This window comes from Spirulina sp. LEGE 11439, assembly GCF_059821285.1.
In genome coordinates this window covers 1-13,136 of sequence record NZ_JCAMRX010000041.1, presented here as the reverse complement: position 1 = coordinate 13,136, position 13,136 = coordinate 1, and the positions used below count along the sequence as shown (strand labels likewise).

The 13,136-nt window shown below is 46.2% G+C and carries 13 protein-coding genes; 4 read left to right on the top strand and 9 right to left on the bottom strand.

From position 1 onward, the window contains the following. Window positions 1-19: 19 nt before the first annotated feature. Window positions 20-535, bottom strand: a complete 516-nt coding sequence (locus AC6RV6_RS21930; protein WP_500243014.1) for a gamma carbonic anhydrase family protein — start codon at window positions 533-535, stop codon at window positions 20-22. Window positions 536-672: 137 nt separating this feature from the next. Here AC6RV6_RS21930 and AC6RV6_RS21925 point away from each other — a divergent pair, with 137 nt between their 5' ends. The 3 genes from AC6RV6_RS21925 to AC6RV6_RS21915 all read left to right on the top strand — a co-directional run bounded on the left by AC6RV6_RS21925 (window position 673) and on the right by AC6RV6_RS21915 (window position 3,116). After that, window positions 673-1,185: a TIGR02652 family protein gene (locus AC6RV6_RS21925; RefSeq protein ID WP_500243013.1), complete on the top strand. Its 513-nt coding sequence runs from the start codon at window positions 673-675 to the stop codon at window positions 1,183-1,185. 28 nt (window positions 1,186-1,213) lie between these two features. Next, a complete protein-coding gene (locus AC6RV6_RS21920) occupies window positions 1,214-1,630 on the top strand; it encodes a VOC family protein (RefSeq protein WP_500243012.1) in 417 nt (138 codons plus the stop codon). A gap of 691 nt (window positions 1,631-2,321) precedes the next feature. Then, window positions 2,322-3,116 (top strand): AAA-like domain-containing protein, encoded by a 795-nt coding sequence (locus AC6RV6_RS21915; protein ID WP_500243011.1) that lies wholly within the window; start codon window positions 2,322-2,324, stop codon window positions 3,114-3,116. Here the strand turns inward: AC6RV6_RS21915 and AC6RV6_RS21910 are convergent. The 5 genes from AC6RV6_RS21910 to AC6RV6_RS21890 form a co-directional block, all read right to left on the bottom strand. Then, complete coding sequence (locus tag AC6RV6_RS21910) at window positions 3,101-4,009, bottom strand: hypothetical protein (protein ID WP_500243010.1); 909 nt, start codon at window positions 4,007-4,009, stop codon at window positions 3,101-3,103. The two genes, AC6RV6_RS21915 and AC6RV6_RS21910, sit on opposite strands and share 16 nt — an antisense overlap. 116 nt (window positions 4,010-4,125) lie before the next feature. Then, window positions 4,126-6,042 (bottom strand): tRNA uridine-5-carboxymethylaminomethyl(34) synthesis enzyme MnmG, encoded by a 1,917-nt coding sequence (gene mnmG, locus AC6RV6_RS21905; protein ID WP_500243009.1) that lies wholly within the window; start codon window positions 6,040-6,042, stop codon window positions 4,126-4,128. Between the two features lie 94 nt (window positions 6,043-6,136). Next, the gene (locus tag AC6RV6_RS21900; RefSeq protein ID WP_500243008.1) at window positions 6,137-6,559 is read right to left on the bottom strand and encodes a DUF4345 domain-containing protein; all 423 of its coding nucleotides are present in this window, start codon (window positions 6,557-6,559) and stop codon (window positions 6,137-6,139) included. 105 nt (window positions 6,560-6,664) lie between these two features. Further along, window positions 6,665-7,264: a methyltransferase domain-containing protein gene (locus tag AC6RV6_RS21895; protein ID WP_500243007.1), complete on the bottom strand. Its 600-nt coding sequence runs from the start codon at window positions 7,262-7,264 to the stop codon at window positions 6,665-6,667. Window positions 7,265-7,313: 49 nt separating this feature from the next. Further along, window positions 7,314-8,513 (bottom strand): TetR family transcriptional regulator, encoded by a 1,200-nt coding sequence (locus AC6RV6_RS21890; RefSeq protein ID WP_500243006.1) that lies wholly within the window; start codon window positions 8,511-8,513, stop codon window positions 7,314-7,316. Window positions 8,514-8,665: 152 nt separating this feature from the next. Between AC6RV6_RS21890 and AC6RV6_RS21885 the strand changes: the two genes are divergently transcribed. Next, window positions 8,666-9,520 (top strand): acyl-CoA desaturase, encoded by an 855-nt coding sequence (locus tag AC6RV6_RS21885; protein WP_500243005.1) that lies wholly within the window; start codon window positions 8,666-8,668, stop codon window positions 9,518-9,520. A 51-nt stretch (window positions 9,521-9,571) separates the two neighbouring features. Here AC6RV6_RS21885 and AC6RV6_RS21880 read toward each other — a convergent pair whose 3' ends face one another. The 3 genes from AC6RV6_RS21880 to AC6RV6_RS21870 form a co-directional block, all read right to left on the bottom strand. Further along, window positions 9,572-11,536 (bottom strand): serine/threonine protein kinase, encoded by a 1,965-nt coding sequence (locus AC6RV6_RS21880; RefSeq protein WP_500243004.1) that lies wholly within the window; start codon window positions 11,534-11,536, stop codon window positions 9,572-9,574. A 116-nt stretch (window positions 11,537-11,652) separates the two neighbouring features. Beyond that, window positions 11,653-12,264: a DUF3318 domain-containing protein gene (locus AC6RV6_RS21875; protein ID WP_500243003.1), complete on the bottom strand. Its 612-nt coding sequence runs from the start codon at window positions 12,262-12,264 to the stop codon at window positions 11,653-11,655. Window positions 12,265-12,302: 38 nt separating this feature from the next. Beyond that, the coding region (locus AC6RV6_RS21870) for a hypothetical protein (protein WP_500243002.1) at window positions 12,303-13,136 on the bottom strand (834 nt) is incomplete at its 5' end.

Sequence of the window (13,136 nt, the reverse complement as noted above, 5' to 3'; positions counted from 1 at the left end):
TTCGACTTCGCTTAACGTGTTACGGGTGACTGTTTTGAGCATGAACTAAGGCTAGTTTTTCGTAGTTTTGGGCGTGTTCGATGAGTTCGGCGGCTTTTTCGTCAGAAACCTCGCGCAGTTTTTTGGCAGGAACTCCAACGACGAGCGATCGCGGTGGCACATCTTTCGTAACAACAGATCCCGCCCCAATAATACTTCCCGTCCCCACCCGCACGCCATCCAAAACGATCGCGCCAATGCCGATCAAACAGCCTTTTTCCACGATCGCAGAATGAACGACCGCCCGATGTCCAATGGTGACATAATCTTCTAAAATCGTCGGTTTCCCCGGATCGCCGTGTAAAACTGCCCCATCTTGAACATTAGTATGCGCCCCAATTTCAATCCGTTCGACATCGCCGCGCACCACGGCACCATACCAAATATTCGCCCCCTCTTTTAAGAGAACTCGCCCGATAACTGTAGCACTGGGGGCAATAAATGCCGCGAATGAAGTATCTGGGACTGACAAAGAGGCGGGAATATCGTTCATCATGAGTTGAATTTATGGAGAAAGCGATCGCAAATTTCTTTGGGATGGAGTCAGCGAAGATATAATAAAACCAAACTATCCCCTTGGGAATTATTTCAGATAAGGCTTACTTGGCCAAACGGACAATTTAGAGATGCCCTATGATCAATCCTGCTTTACAGTATCCCATCTTTGGTGCGGAGATAAAATGTCCCCACTGTCGTCAAACCATTCCGGCGCTGACGTTGACGGATACTTATCTTTGCCCTCGTCACGGTGCATTTGAGGCAGACCCGAAAACGGAAGAACTGGTTCATTTACAATCGGGACGACATTGGCGACAGTGGCGGGAAGAATGGTATCGTCAGCACACCCATCCCGACGGCATTCGCTTTGAAATTCACGAAGCCCTCGATCGCTTATACACCCAAGGCTACAAAGCAACTAAAGTGATTATTGCCAATCGTTATAAAGAATTGGTCAGTGCTTATCTCGAACGCAGCACCCCTTGGCGCAGCAATTCTCCAGAAACCAAAATTCCCCGCTTATACGGTTTACCCGTTTCTTTCAGTCCCGAACCTTCCGACGATCCGCGCTGGGATATTATCAATTTTTCCTTAGAAAAGGAACCCGGAATGCCCACTCGCTACCCCTATTTTCGCCTATTTGAATAAATCCAGTATTGTTCATTGATAATTGAAAATGCACCATGTTTCCATTCGCACGGCGGATATTCATGCGGCGATCGCTTTTTACGAAAAATTAGGGTTTGCGGTAACGGAACGATTTACGACGGGTTATACCCTAGCTTGTTGGCTGGAGGGTTTGGGAGGTCGCCTCGAACTCATTCAAATCCCCGAACCTAAACCCGCCGCCGATGCTTTCGGCGATGAGCATTATGTGGGTTATTATCATTTATCTTTCGATCTTACGGAACTTGCGCCCGATTTGCCAACGTGGTTAAGACAGTTTCAGGAATCTTTAAAGGAAGCTGGGGAAGCGCCTATTGAGGTGTTATTAGAACCAGAACAACAAATAATTGGCGATCGCGTTTATGAGGTGGCTTTTATTCGCGATCGGGATGGTTTACCGTTAGAATTTATTCGGGTTTTGGGTTAATTGTTGAAAGGATAATTGCCAAAGGCGATCGCTTGCAGAAAGAGTGAGAGTCCAAAATTGCGAGCGATCGTTTTCAGTGAGAGGTGAGAGTGAGATCCCTTTTCTACTGGTTTTTATCCATAATTGCCAACAATTTTGCGATATTCGTCAACAGTGAATTGTTATAAAAAACAAGTGCTAAAATTACCGCGACACTTACTCCGCCGTAATAGAGAAGATGGAGATAATCTTTCCACTTGACTGCAAACACTCTCTTGAGTCAAAAAAGTGATTGAAAAGATGAGTATCATACAAAGTAGAATAGATGTAATGCCTACTTTGATTTTGGTTTGGATCTGATTCATCATAGCAATATAGAATCTTACTTGAATACAAACTAACAAGATCGAACAAATTTTGTGTTTTTATGAGTCCAACCTTTGTACTATCATTATGATTATCCAAAAAATAATAAAAAGTAAGTCCCGTTTGCTTCCAATTTAATTAGAAGATCTTAAAAGCAAACAGGAATAGTAACTCCAATTACCTCTTAATTGACTAATTAATTTATTTTCTATGTTATGGTATGAAAAAACAAAATCACTCAAGCGCTTTGTTTTCGATCGCTGTTGAGTATTTTGATATAAAATGGGTGTTTGAATATTGTGTGAGGCCATGAAATTAAATGCAATAGGAGTCATTTTTAAGACAAATGGCGGATGACTTTAGTTTATCTGCTGAGCAAACGGATGTTTTTCTGGTGCGCTTTAGCGAGAAAAACAGTAAAATACCTGAAAGCGCGATCGCAGAAGATCTAACACAATACCTAGAAATTGCGATCGATATTGAAGCGTATCGCAAGCGGATGAAAGGTGTGTACGAGAAATTTGCTTTGAGCAAACAGACTCCTGATGGATGTCAAGCGATCGCACACAAAGGACCCCACAAGCAAAAGCAGCTATTAGCATGGTTGCACGAAAAATGTGATAAGTCCAAGCAAAAATATCCTGTAAGAGAAAAAAGTGGACATTATTATGTCCAACGTCCTGCCACTGAAGAATTATGTTACAGGGAGATTTTACAACCAGGTTCTCTGATTCGTATTAAAGCACCGAAACGAATGGGAAAAACGTTTCTGATAGACAATCTCTTACACTATGCCAAAAACCAAAGATATTATACAGTTCGATGGGATGGATTACAGGTTGATAAAGCCGCATTCGAGGATTTAGGTAAATTTTGGCGTTTGTTTTGCAATCATGTGGGTCGTCAACTTAACGTAGACAATCGTATTGAGGATTTTTGGGATGAAGAGTTAGGACAAAATAACAGTTGTTCTCTTTATTTTGAAGAGTATTTGTTAAAAAATTTAAAAAGCCCGCTTGTTTTAGGCTTAGACAACTTCGATCGCCTTTTTCCTCCTACTCCTATTTTTGAAGAAGTTTGTGCCTTATTAGGGAGCAGGTCAAACCTGCTCCCAATGCGATCGCCTTACTCTTCCTCATGACCAAACCGACTTAATAACTCCTCGCGAGATAACGTTAAAAGCGATCGGGTAATCTCCTCTTCCTCCAACATCAACAAAGGTTCAATAATCGCGTTCAATTCTTCATCAATAGTACCAAAACGTACTCTCAGAATATTTTCAATCATAAGACGCAGACGTTGCAGACCTTGTTGTAGACCTTCTTGCAGACCCTCTTGTTTCCATTCCTCGCGTTGACGGAGATATGCGGCTGATAAGTTCATAATGACCTCGCGATCGTCTTCTGTTATATTGTCTCTTATTTCGATAGTTTTGCGCCAATTCGCCAAAGAATCTAATAAATTATCTCGAAACGGATTATCATCGGGAAGTGCCAATAATTCTTCTACTGCTTGTTGTTGCGTCTTTCCTCTTCCCAAAACCCTGAGCCATAGTGTATTTTCTGTTTTCGGTAATTGATTTGCTGCGATAATAGCACTCCGCAAAAACTCTGGCAGAAAATACACCCCTTGACCCCATTCTTCCCGAAGATTTGCCCCAAAACCCCTTAAAATGAGATCGGAGCAAGAAGGCGCTAATATCCATAAACAAGGTAATTCTCTCTCTAAAACTGTTTGTTCTTCCCGTCGTGCCTTCCGTAATAATTCGCCGTGTAGGGCGTATAATTTTAACAAACAACTGCGAATTTCTATCTCGCTGGGTGCATTGCGATAGGGTTCAAAAATACACGCTGTTGCTGCCATGCGACCCAATATTCCTAACTCGGAAATAGGAGAAGCAACAGCAGGATCGAACCAAACATCAACTTGTCGCACTTCACCGCGAACATTACGATTGATTTTAACGGTTCCAAAGGGTGCCAATAATTCTTCTAAATATTCTTTGGCGAATTGGTCGTGAATTTGTCGGGTCATTATTTCAGTGACAATACTCTCTAGCAGGTTATGCGATCGCTTCTACGCTTTGGTTATCTTACTCCCTCAATGTCCTTTTTTAGAGAAGTTTGAGAGACGCGATCGCACCACCAATTCTATTTCTTTGCAGTCACAACCTGCTGGCGATTCCTTACCTCTAAATAAACCAAAAGAGCATTAATATCCGCAGGATTTACCCCACCGATACGCGAGGCTTGACCAATCGTTAAAGGGCGAACTTTATTCAGTTTTTCCCGCGATTCCATTGACAAAGTTTCCACGATGGTGTAGTCCAAATCTTGGGGTAATTTCCGATTGGTATTGCGGCTAATTTGTTCGATTTGATTTTGTTGGCGTTGGATGTATCCCGAATATTTAATCTCAATTTCGGCATCTTCTTTTTCAACTTTATTTAATTCTGAATTTCCCAACCCATACCGATCTAAATCAACATAATGAAACCCCGATCGCCGCAACAATTCTGCTAGTGTAATCGAGCCTTTAATCCTTTGTTGTGTATCGGCGGTAATTTGTTGACCAACCGGATCGAGTTCTTTCACTCGCGTAGTACCTAAACGCTCTTTTTCCGTATCAATATTGCTATACTTGCGTTGAAATAATTCCCAACGGCGATCGCCAATCAAACCAATTTCTCGACCCAAGGGCGTGAGACGGCGATCGGCATTATCGGAACGCAAAAGTAAGCGATATTCAGAACGAGAAGTGAGCATTCGATAAGGTTCTCTTAAATCCTTCGTACACAAATCGTCAATCAAAGTACCGATGTAACTATTTTCCCGAGGAAACACGAGCATTTCCTCCCCTTTAACAAAACGTACCGCATTAATACCCGCCACAATCCCTTGTGCGGCAGCCTCTTCATATCCCGTCGTCCCGTTAATTTGTCCCGCTGAAAATAGCCCTTCAATGTTCTTGGTCATCAAAGTGGGATAGCATTGCGTCGCGGGTAAATAGTCGTATTCCACCGCATAAGCCGGGCGCAACATGGCGCAGTTTTCCAGCCCCGGTAAGGTTTGCAACATCTGCAATTGCAAGGTTTCCGGCAATCCCGTCGAAAAGCCTTGAATGTACAATTCAGGGATTTCTCGCCCTTCCGGTTCGATAAAAATCTGGTGAGAATCCTTGTGAGCAAAACGCACAATTTTATCTTCAATACTGGGACAATACCGAGGACCTTTCGCATCGATAAAACCGCCATAAACCGGAGACAGGTGCAAATTTTCTTGAATTAAGCGATGAGTTTCTGGAGTGGTGCGAGTGAGATAACAATTCATCTGTTCTCGTTTCACCCAAACTTCTGGATCGAAACTAAACCAGCGCACCTCTTCATCGGGGGGTTGAGGTTCCATTTTCGAGTAGTCCACCGATCGCTTATCCACTCGCGCAGGTGTCCCCGTTTTTAAGCGTCCCGTCTCAAATCCCAATTGGTTGAGAGTATCCGTTAATCCTACCGCAGCAAACTCCCCCGCCCGTCCTGCGGCCATGGATTTATCCCCGATCCAAATGCGACCGCCGAGAAAAGTTCCTGTTGTGAGAATGACGGCTTTGGCAGCAAAACACGAGCCGAAATAAGTTTGCACCCCGAGGACTTCCTCATTTTTCCCCAAAACCAAATCCGTAGCCATCCCTTCGCGAATGACTAAATTTTCTTGGTTTTCAACGATTTCTTTCATCACCTTGGCATATTCCCGCTTATCCGTTTGCGCCCGCAACGCCCACACCGCCGGACCTCTGGAGATATTGAGGACGCGCTTTTGCAGATAGGTGCGATCGGCCATTTTGCCAATTTCTCCCCCCAATGCGTCTACCTCGTGGGTGAGTTGAGATTTCGCAGGACCGCCAACGGCAGGATTGCAAGGTTGCCAAGCAATGCGATCGAGATTTAAAGTTAACATCAGCGTCCGACACCCCAAACGCGCCCCAGCAAGGGCAGCTTCACAGCCAGAATGTCCGGCACCAATGACAATGATGTCGAATTCGTCTTGGAAGTTGACAGGCACTTGAATAGTCATCGTTTGGAGTTGAGTGCGGATATTTTTATATTGTAGCGGCTTAAGCAGAACTGGGTTTGAGGTCGCGATCGCGCTGGGGAAATTATGCGATCGCTCAATCTGGTTTTAGTGTTGTCGATCGCAAGCGATCGCGATGATAATTCCAGAGGCAAAACAGAGCCAGCAAACCCAAAACAACTTCAATAACAGCCGACCAAACCAATGAATTCACCGGCATTCCATCAATCAGCATCCCCAAAAATCTCGATAAGCCATAGGAAAGGTACAACACCGTTGAAAGTATAGTTGATGTAAATGTGAGTTGAGACACAAATGCACCGATCGCGATGAGTATGCCAAAAGAAAATAAGGCTCCCGCAGGTGCGCGTATTTCGCTGAGTAAATTGAGGTTGTCACCGATATCTATCTGGTTTGCTGCATAGAAATCGGCTGGTGATATTAGAATTAGCCCTGAAATGCCGATCGCAACTAAGCCCGAAATACACAACACGATTTTCAAAAATTTAGAGTCTTTCATGGTTCTCACCCTTAATCATTGACTCTTTCAGCTTAGGAAAACCGTCGATGCGCTGCTATCTCATTCTTGCGGTACTGTCACGATCTTGCGATCGCTAATTCTAACTTACCAGCGCTGAAATCTTCCTAAATGCTCTTCTCCTTGCCGTCGGGGAATCGAATTTTCAATGAGATCGAAAGAAAGTATCTCAAAAGCGGGTTGAAAATAAGCGCAAATTTCTTTCGGAGTCGCACCAAAAGGCGGTCCTCCGGTGCGAGCATGAGTAAAAAAGATTCCCAATAATAGTCCTTTGGGTTTGAGGAGCGATCGCGCCATTTCCACATAGCGATCGCGCTGTTCCGGTAAAATCGCACAAAAACAAGTATGTTCGATAACATAATCGAATTTTCCCGCAAATTCTTCTCCTAAAGTAAAGATATCTCGTTGTAAAAACTCAGCTTGGATTTGCATTTCCCGAGCGCGTTTTGTGGCAATTGCGATCGCGGAGGGTGCAAAATCGAATCCCGTAACCGTAAACCCCTTTTTCGCAAATAATAGGGCATCATTCCCCGTCCCACAGCCTAAAATCGCTGTTTTTCCGGTTTGAGGAAACTGAGGAGAGTCTAGCAAGCTCACAAAAGCGGGAGCGGGTCGCTCTAGGTCCCAAGGAGTATCCTGATTTTGATAGCGATCGTCCCAAGAATGCGATCGCGCCGCGTCATTCATAGTTGCAAGAGAAAGTTATTCTTTTTCATGTTAAACATTTTAGCTGCCCTTAATCGGGTTTAATCGGTTTGCGATCCAATAGCGTTGCCTCTTCGATCGCAGCTTTTTCCTTTGCTCTGCGGGCATAAGGTTCTAATTGTACCAACTCCAACCCCGTGAGAATGCTCAGGTTTTCCAAACTCATTCCGCGCATGAGCATTTCTACGCACCACGTTTGTTGCGCCCGAGGGATCGCGGGAATTTCTCTTTCTCCTAATCCTTCTAACCAAATTTGCCAGCGTTTTTGGATTTCTAATGCAGACATGGGTTTTCCTTCTGCATTGAGAAACAGAGCAGAGACTTCATCTTTGCGACTCTTTAGCCATTTTGTGAGGGGATTATTAAGATAAGAACCATAACGCTTGCTCAAAATCCATTGATTGACGGGAACCTGCCGCATTTGCCTTGCAACCGTGACTTGCAAAATATGTTGGTTTTTGTCACAAATTTGCTGAGATTTCTGCAAACTGGCAATTTCGATGGGAGATAATCCCGCCCCAAAGAGAATATAAGCGATCGCAAAGTCCTGCAAACTAGATTTTTTCGCCTGCTGAAGAATTTGCTGGACTAAGGTTGCCGGCAGATCGAGAATATGAGGCGCGATCGCCACTTCTCGATCGGATTCCAAGACAGTTTCACTTGCAAATAATGCCCCTAAAAGATCGAGAAAATCCTCGCGATCGCGCCACATTTCGTGAAATTCGCTGGTAAACGAGATCGCCGCATAGCCGATTAAAACCCCAACCAATAAGCCAGAGAGGCGATCGGCTGGAATTGTACTTTCAGGTAGGACAACGGCGAGATAGTCTGCAATCCGGCGATTGATTTCCGCGAGGCGCTTGCCGATGGCACGGCGATTTTCCTCGGGATACTGGTCTGCTTCTCCAATTAGCGATCGAAACAGTTCCGGCATTTCCTCCAACGAATGTAAGTAATAACTTGCATACTCTTTGAGGGCGCTTTCCCCTTGTCCCGATGGTTCAAAACCCTGTAACAAGGTCTTTTCCAAATTCGCAAAAGCCGGCGATTCTTCAATGACGGCAAGGAGTAACCCGTGTTTATTGCCAAAATGACGAAAGAGGGTGACTTCGTTCACTTCTGCTAAATTGGCAATTTGACGGGTCGTCGTGTTGCTAATTCCTTGGGAAACAAAGAGTTCTAGAGCCGCATCGATCAAGCGATCTCGGGTCGATGGAGATTGAGTGGACATAAAAATGTAAGTACAGCTTGCATTTTTTGCGGAGAGTTGTTACGATAATATCATGCAAGCAAAACTTACATCAACTTTCCCCCTAACCCGCAAATTTGGGAGTCAAGGTCTTCAATGACCTGACGGGGTAATATTTTATCAGGATACTCAATATGAATTTGCAATCTGTTGCGACGAACACCCCCAAGGGTGAAAATTCTCTTGCCTTAAACTGGTCTTATATCTTATTTTTTGGCGCATTTCACGCGATCGCTCTTTCTGCGCCGTGGTTTTTCTCGTGGAAGGCTTTAGGAGTAGCAATTTTCCTGCACTGGTTGTGTGGAGGAATTGGCATTTGTTTGGGTTATCATCGCCTGTTGAGTCATCGCAGTTTTGAAGTTCCTAAATGGCTCGAATATGCGATCGCTTTTTGTGGAGCCCTTGCCATTCAAGGTGGTCCGATCTTTTGGGTCGGGGGACATCGACAGCACCACGCTTACACCGAAGATTTCGAGAAAGATCCCTATTCTGCCAAGCGGGGATTTTGGTGGAGTCATTGGCTCTGGCTGCTTTACCCGAAACAGGAAGCCTTTGATAAAGAATATTATAGTAAATATGCCTCGGATTTATTGCGTCAACCTTTTTATCGCTGGCTCGATCGCTATTTCTTATTATTGCAAGTGCCTCTTGCAGTGCTGCTTTATATTTTTGGGGGTTGGTCTTGTGTCATTTACGGAATTTTCCTGCGATCGGTCTTATTGTGGCACTGTACTTGGTTTGTGAACTCAGCAACTCATACATGGGGCTATCGTACCTTTGCTTCCAAGGATAATGCCCGTAATCTTTGGTGGGTAGCACTTTCAACCTATGGAGAAGGCTGGCATAATAATCATCACGCCCACCCGCGATCGGCTCAGTCGGGTTGGCGTTGGTGGGAAATTGATGTCACGTGGTACACCATTTGGTTACTCGATCGCTTGGGGTTAGCGAAAAAAGTTCGCAAAATTCCGGTCAGCAAAACGAGTTAAGGTTTTTAAAAATGGAGAGAGAGTTGATTTTTAACTCTCTCTTTCCTCAATTTACTGCCCTGTTTCAGCAGTTAAAGTTAACTTATAGCTCAAATTTTCACTAGAGCGAGAAACAATAACGATCTGATAAAATCCCGTATCGGGTAACTTTCCCGACCAATTGAGTTCCTTCGCATCCGATCGCAAGGCTTCTCCCTTCGGCGTATAAACAGAAAAACTCATCGCCCGATCCGTGAGAACAGAAGTGGCCATCGATTGGCCTGCACTCAACTGAGCGAGAAACACTTTCCCCGCTCCGGGTTCGAGGATGCCCTCTACCGAGGTGCTGACTTGTCCGGCAGGAAAGATTAGGGTTTCTACATTTGTCCCTTCTTGTAATGCCTTAACTCGATCCAAAGCGATCGCATGCCAAACCTGACCGATCGCCTTACTCAAAAAATCCTGATTTTTCCATTCCGGGAAATCGAGAAAAAATGCCGCATCGGCCAGATCTACCGAAGCACGGTTGCTAACATTTAACTCATTCACTTCCCTGCGCCAACGATCGCGATCGACCCGCCGATAGGTTCCCAACCTCCCTCGCGCCTCACCGCTCAACCTTTCAAGGCGATCGAGGAGTTGCCCCGCCGTCACATCAATGATTTCTCGCCAAGCCACATCCTCGGGGGCATTGCTGGGAGTCCCCTTTCTCTGGGGATATCTTGCTCTGACGACTTCTCCCACCAAGGCTTGAAAAAACTCGTAATCGATCGCCATCTGCAAGCGGCGCTTTCGCAAGGCTAATTTGCGATCGCGTTCGCTTTGCGGCAGATCTTCAGAGGGTTCGGGTTCTGGATCGTCAATGGGAGGAAAGCTCAACCCTTCTGCTTGTGCCGATGCCGGCGAAGGTGCTTCTACCGTGGGGGAAATGTCCAACTCGGGGACTTCCTCGAGGGGAGAAAGTTGCGTTTGTAGCCATGTTTGTCCGACAAACCAGCCGATCGCCCCTGCCCCAACAATAAAGCCGACCGCAAAGGTAAATTGCAGCAGAAACTTGAGAACGCGCACGCCAAAATTTTGCGGGTTGGAAAACAGGGGCTGGGTCATCTCGATCGGGGAGGGAGGGGCTAACGTTGCCGAGGATTTCTTCCCTTTCTCCGTCGTCAGGGAGGAGCGGGGGATTTCGCGCAGTGCGCTGATGACATCATACGCGCTGTGATAGCGATCGCCCGGATGTTTGGCTACCATTTTTTTGAGGATGGCATTAAATTGAGAGGAGAGTTTGATTTTTCCCCGCCAGTCCCATTCTCCGGTTTTCGGGTCGATGAGTTGTAGGGGCTCTTTCCCAGTCAACATCACCGTTACCGTTGCCGCGATCGCATAGAGGTCGCTATAGGTAAAAATAATCCCTTTTTGCAACTGTTCTGGGGGAGCGTACCCGGGTTTTCCCAGAGGAGTCGGTAGGAGGGCAGAGGTGGGATCGGTCAATTGTGCGGAAAGGGTCGCGAGAACTTGGGCAATACCGCCAAAATCCCCCAGCATTAAGCGCCCATCCTGTTGTCGAAAGAAGATATTTTCCGGGGAAATGTGGCGATGGATCACCCCCATCGAGTGAATGTAATTGAGGACAGAAGCAAGCTGATAGAGTAAGCGCAAGCCTTCCGTTTCGCTAAATTTGCGGCCTTGCACCCATCGCCCATCGAGAAGCGATCGCAGGGTTTGCCCTTCAATATAGTCCTGCACGAGTAACACTTTTCCCCGTTCTCCATCCCGAAAACAGTCAAGATGATGCACTTTCACGATTTGAGGATGATCGAGACTGTAGAGAATATCGGCTTCTCGGGCGAAGAGTTCTTCCGCTTTGGCAAAAATATCCGGCGTTCGGAGAGTAAAGGTAAATTCTTTTAAAACAAAGCGGGACTTCGAGTGCTGTAGGTCTTCCACTAAATAGGTTTGACCAAAATCGCCCCGTGCTAATTCTTCGATCGTACGATAGCGATCGCCTTTAATTTCCCCAGACTCAACCGAACTGACCATAAGCATTATTCTTCCATGTTCTCACCAGTCTAGAATAAGTTTTGAAAATTCGGGATGCAGGCTGGCTGCATATCTTCTTGCTTTCTCTGTTCCCTCGGGCTGAAGGAAGCCGAAGCCTATTCCTCTCGCAGGTTCTGAGGCACTCTAACGGTAGAAAGGTTGGCGATCGCTCGGAGATTTTGCGTGCGGATGAGTTCGTTAAATTTGAGGCTAGAGCGTCCTTCGAGCTTAACCGTGCTTTCAATTCCTGCCAACAAGTGTTGGGCGGCTTCTGCCTCGCTATATCCCCGCCGAGTTGCTGTTTGAATGGCTCGTTCGTCAACCTCAATCTCCCGTTTTGTACCGCGATACCCCCGCCACAATTGGCGTAAGGCGATCGCGCTCAACCCCCCGGCCGCGATAACGCCAGTCACGTCACCTTGAGTCAGTTCTGCGATCGTTCCCACCGCTCCGATCGCTGCCAAACCTTGGTAAATATCCGGTTTAAACCATTGTACTCCTGTCAGCCATACCGCCGATCGCAATAAGAGTAGATCTCGCTCCGAACCCTTTAATTGTTGCCAGAGGTCAAAGTTAATATAAATCGGCCGATTCTCCCGTTTCCAAGGTAGAGGAAACTCCATGTCAATGACCTTAGTTTGTTGGGGTTTGCTGACAATTTGGCAATACATTCGCCCCGAAGCAGGCATCAACTCTTTCAAGCGCCGAATTTCAACATCTGGATTCATTTCAATGAACAATGAACAATGAGCAATAGGGGAAATGCTTATTTCTCAATTCCTTGTAGGGTGGGTTCTAGGGTGGAGTAAACCGCATCAATGCGATCGGCTGCCTCTTCAGTGGCGGCGATCGCTAAAATTAATAGCTGACCGGGAATTTGGCGGGAGAGTAAAATTCCTTGCAGGGGTTGTTGTTTTTTGCCCATAGTTAAGGTGCCCGTCCAAGGTGCGATCGCTCCCCCCAATTCGCTATTGACGGTTTCAAACTCTTTCACGAGCATTCCTTCGCCTCGGACAAAAGTATCGGTTGCCACTTGGATCAATATCCAAGGTTCTAACGGTCTATTGTTGAGACGAGGGCGCACGGTGATGGTATAAGCTAACTTTCCGTCAGAAGACTCAAAGAGCGGAACTCCAGTGACGACGGATTGGTTAAAGTCCTGAATAATTCCCACTTGAAAGCGCCCGCTCGGATCTTGATAGGGATTTTCTGCAAGGGGTAACGCGGAAGGAGGAAGGGGGGCAATTTCGGGGATAGAAGTGGGAGGAGTGGAGGGAGAAGGAGGCGTTTCTGCGGGCGCGGGAGTCGCTGTTGGAGTCGCTGTTGGAGTCGGGGTTATTTCCGGTGTCGGTGTGACTTCCGGTATAGGACTTGTTTCCGGTGTAGGAGTCGGAGTTTGCGCCTGCACGATCGCGCCTTGGGGAGATTGTTGTGCCAATTTTAGGGGCTGTCCGTAAGCGATCGCCACGATCGCCGCCAACCCAATAAACCAAATACGCTGAAGTTTCATAGATCGTTGACTAAGTGACTGGTGACTGGTGACTAAGTGACTGGTGACTGGTGACTGGTGACTGGTGACTGGTGACTGGTGACTGGTGAC

What these genes read in the sequence shown, in the direction of transcription:
- AC6RV6_RS21890 (WP_500243006.1), bottom strand. Translation starts at nt 8,513, where the DNA reads ATGTCCACTCAATCTCCATCGACCCGAGATCGCTTGATCGATGCGGCT.
- AC6RV6_RS21930 (WP_500243014.1), bottom strand. Translation starts at nt 535, where the DNA reads ATGATGAACGATATTCCCGCCTCTTTGTCAGTCCCAGATACTTCATTC.
- AC6RV6_RS21920 (WP_500243012.1), top strand. Translation starts at nt 1,214, where the DNA reads ATGCACCATGTTTCCATTCGCACGGCGGATATTCATGCGGCGATCGCT.
- AC6RV6_RS21925 (WP_500243013.1), top strand. Translation starts at nt 673, where the DNA reads ATGATCAATCCTGCTTTACAGTATCCCATCTTTGGTGCGGAGATAAAA.
- AC6RV6_RS21915 (WP_500243011.1), top strand. Translation starts at nt 2,322, where the DNA reads ATGGCGGATGACTTTAGTTTATCTGCTGAGCAAACGGATGTTTTTCTG.
- AC6RV6_RS21900 (WP_500243008.1), bottom strand. Translation starts at nt 6,559, where the DNA reads ATGAAAGACTCTAAATTTTTGAAAATCGTGTTGTGTATTTCGGGCTTA.
- AC6RV6_RS21880 (WP_500243004.1), bottom strand. Translation starts at nt 11,536, where the DNA reads ATGGTCAGTTCGGTTGAGTCTGGGGAAATTAAAGGCGATCGCTATCGT.
- AC6RV6_RS21875 (WP_500243003.1), bottom strand. Translation starts at nt 12,264, where the DNA reads ATGAATCCAGATGTTGAAATTCGGCGCTTGAAAGAGTTGATGCCTGCT.
- AC6RV6_RS21885 (WP_500243005.1), top strand. Translation starts at nt 8,666, where the DNA reads ATGAATTTGCAATCTGTTGCGACGAACACCCCCAAGGGTGAAAATTCT.
- AC6RV6_RS21910 (WP_500243010.1), bottom strand. Translation starts at nt 4,009, where the DNA reads ATGACCCGACAAATTCACGACCAATTCGCCAAAGAATATTTAGAAGAA.
- mnmG (WP_500243009.1), bottom strand. Translation starts at nt 6,042, where the DNA reads ATGACTATTCAAGTGCCTGTCAACTTCCAAGACGAATTCGACATCATT.
- AC6RV6_RS21895 (WP_500243007.1), bottom strand. Translation starts at nt 7,264, where the DNA reads ATGAATGACGCGGCGCGATCGCATTCTTGGGACGATCGCTATCAAAAT.